We start from the raw sequence: 1,571 nt of genomic DNA on the forward strand, positions 1-1,571 counted from the left end.
TTTAATACGAAAATAAAAGTACCGGAAAATGCGCAGCAGAACGGGTTTTGACAAAAAAAGACCCACCGCCCCAAAAAAACGTTTCGTTTTTTTTGAAAAAGGGAAGACTATTGGATAGGATTTAATTGCACGCTATATCCTAACTGCTGGATATAGTTCACGTACCTATCTAACGTGTTTTTCTTGGACGTCTCATCGCCTAGTGAGACGTCTATTTCTTGGTATGACCTCTTCTCCCGCATCAGGGCATGGAGGATTCGAATCAGCAAATGCGCGGTGGCGACGTTTGCTTTTTTATCGCCTCTTCTCTTACGTATTCGTCGAAAAAATTGGCCGATCCGGTTCGAGGAGCGAGAGTTCGCCCAAGCCGCCTGACACAAGGCCCCTTTCAGATGCTTGTTCCCTTGCATCGTTTTTGACTTTCTTCGCTTTCCCGCGCTTTCGTTGTTCCCTGGACACACCCCCGCCCATGATGCAAACTGCGCATCACTCGGGAACATTTCCGCGACATGCGGCCCCACTTCGGCAAAGATGGTCACGGCAGACGTCCGCTCAATTCCTGGAATGGAGTCAATTTGTTCAATCACCTCCAGGTACGGTTCTGCCTTCGCCTCGATTCGAGCTTCCAGCTCCGTGATCCTTTTCTCCAAATAGACCAAGTGGTCCCAGTGGTCTCGAATCATCTCGCGGTGATGACGGCGCAACTTGCCATTGAGCGCGTCTAGCAACTGCGGAACTTTCTTTTTCAAACGGGTTTTGACCAGGTTTTTAACGGTCCCTTCGTCGATGACCTCGCCGTCCATGATCTTCTGGAGCAGGCCCCGTCCCGAAACCCCATATAGATCGGACATAAAGGTGGTTAGCTTAATGTTGGCATCCTGCAGGATTTTGTGAATGCGGTTTTTCTCCGCCGTCACCGCCTGCACCATCTTACTCCGGTAACGGGTCAAGTCTCGCAAATCCCGGATGTCTTGTTCGGGCACCATACTGCCTTCAATGAGCCCGCAACGGTGCAATTGCGCTAACCAGCGCGCATCTTGCATGTCACTTTTTCGACCCGGCGTATTCTTTACCCGCTGGGCGTTGGCCAAGACCAGATCACAACTGCCCTCTAAGATGTTCCATACCGGTTTCCATAACACGCCCGTACTCTCCATCACCACCTCCCGACAGCCTTGTTCACTCAGCCAATCTTGCAGGCCTAGCAATTCTTTGGTTGTCGTCCCAAAGGTTTTCAGGTGACATTGGGGTTTCTGTTCGATCGGTCCTTTCAACACGCAGGCCACAACGGTTTCCTGGTGCACGTCCAGACCGGCGCAACACATACGTACAGCATCCATTCCAATCATCCTCCATCGTCAGCTTACAAATCATGCGCTCGAGTGAGTGTAATTTAATACACGTACTTTTGGGGGCTACAATAGGCGATGCTCGAAAAGCGCAATAGAACAGTTTTTCGCACGGGGTGTATCCCAGTAACCGTTTCCGCCCTTTGATTTGTATATGTAGTGTTGACGACTACAGCCTCTTTTAGAATGGATGCGACGGATGCCACCCACTTATTTTCATTC

The 1,571-nt window shown here is 50.2% G+C and carries 1 protein-coding gene; it reads right to left on the minus strand.

Annotated features, from left to right (window positions below; translation table 11 throughout):
* Positions 1-107: 107 nt before the first annotated feature.
* Positions 108-1,349 (minus strand): IS110 family transposase, encoded by a 1,242-nt coding sequence (locus MKX63_RS32495; protein WP_341015016.1) that lies wholly within the window; start codon positions 1,347-1,349, stop codon positions 108-110.
* Positions 1,350-1,571 lie beyond the last annotated feature (222 nt).

Source organism: Paenibacillus sp. FSL R7-0179, from assembly GCF_038002265.1.
Taxonomy (GTDB): domain Bacteria; phylum Bacillota; class Bacilli; order Paenibacillales; family Paenibacillaceae; genus Paenibacillus_AQ.

What these genes read in the sequence shown, in the direction of transcription:
- MKX63_RS32495 (WP_341015016.1), bottom strand. Translation starts at nt 1,349, where the DNA reads ATGATTGGAATGGATGCTGTACGTATGTGTTGCGCCGGTCTGGACGTG.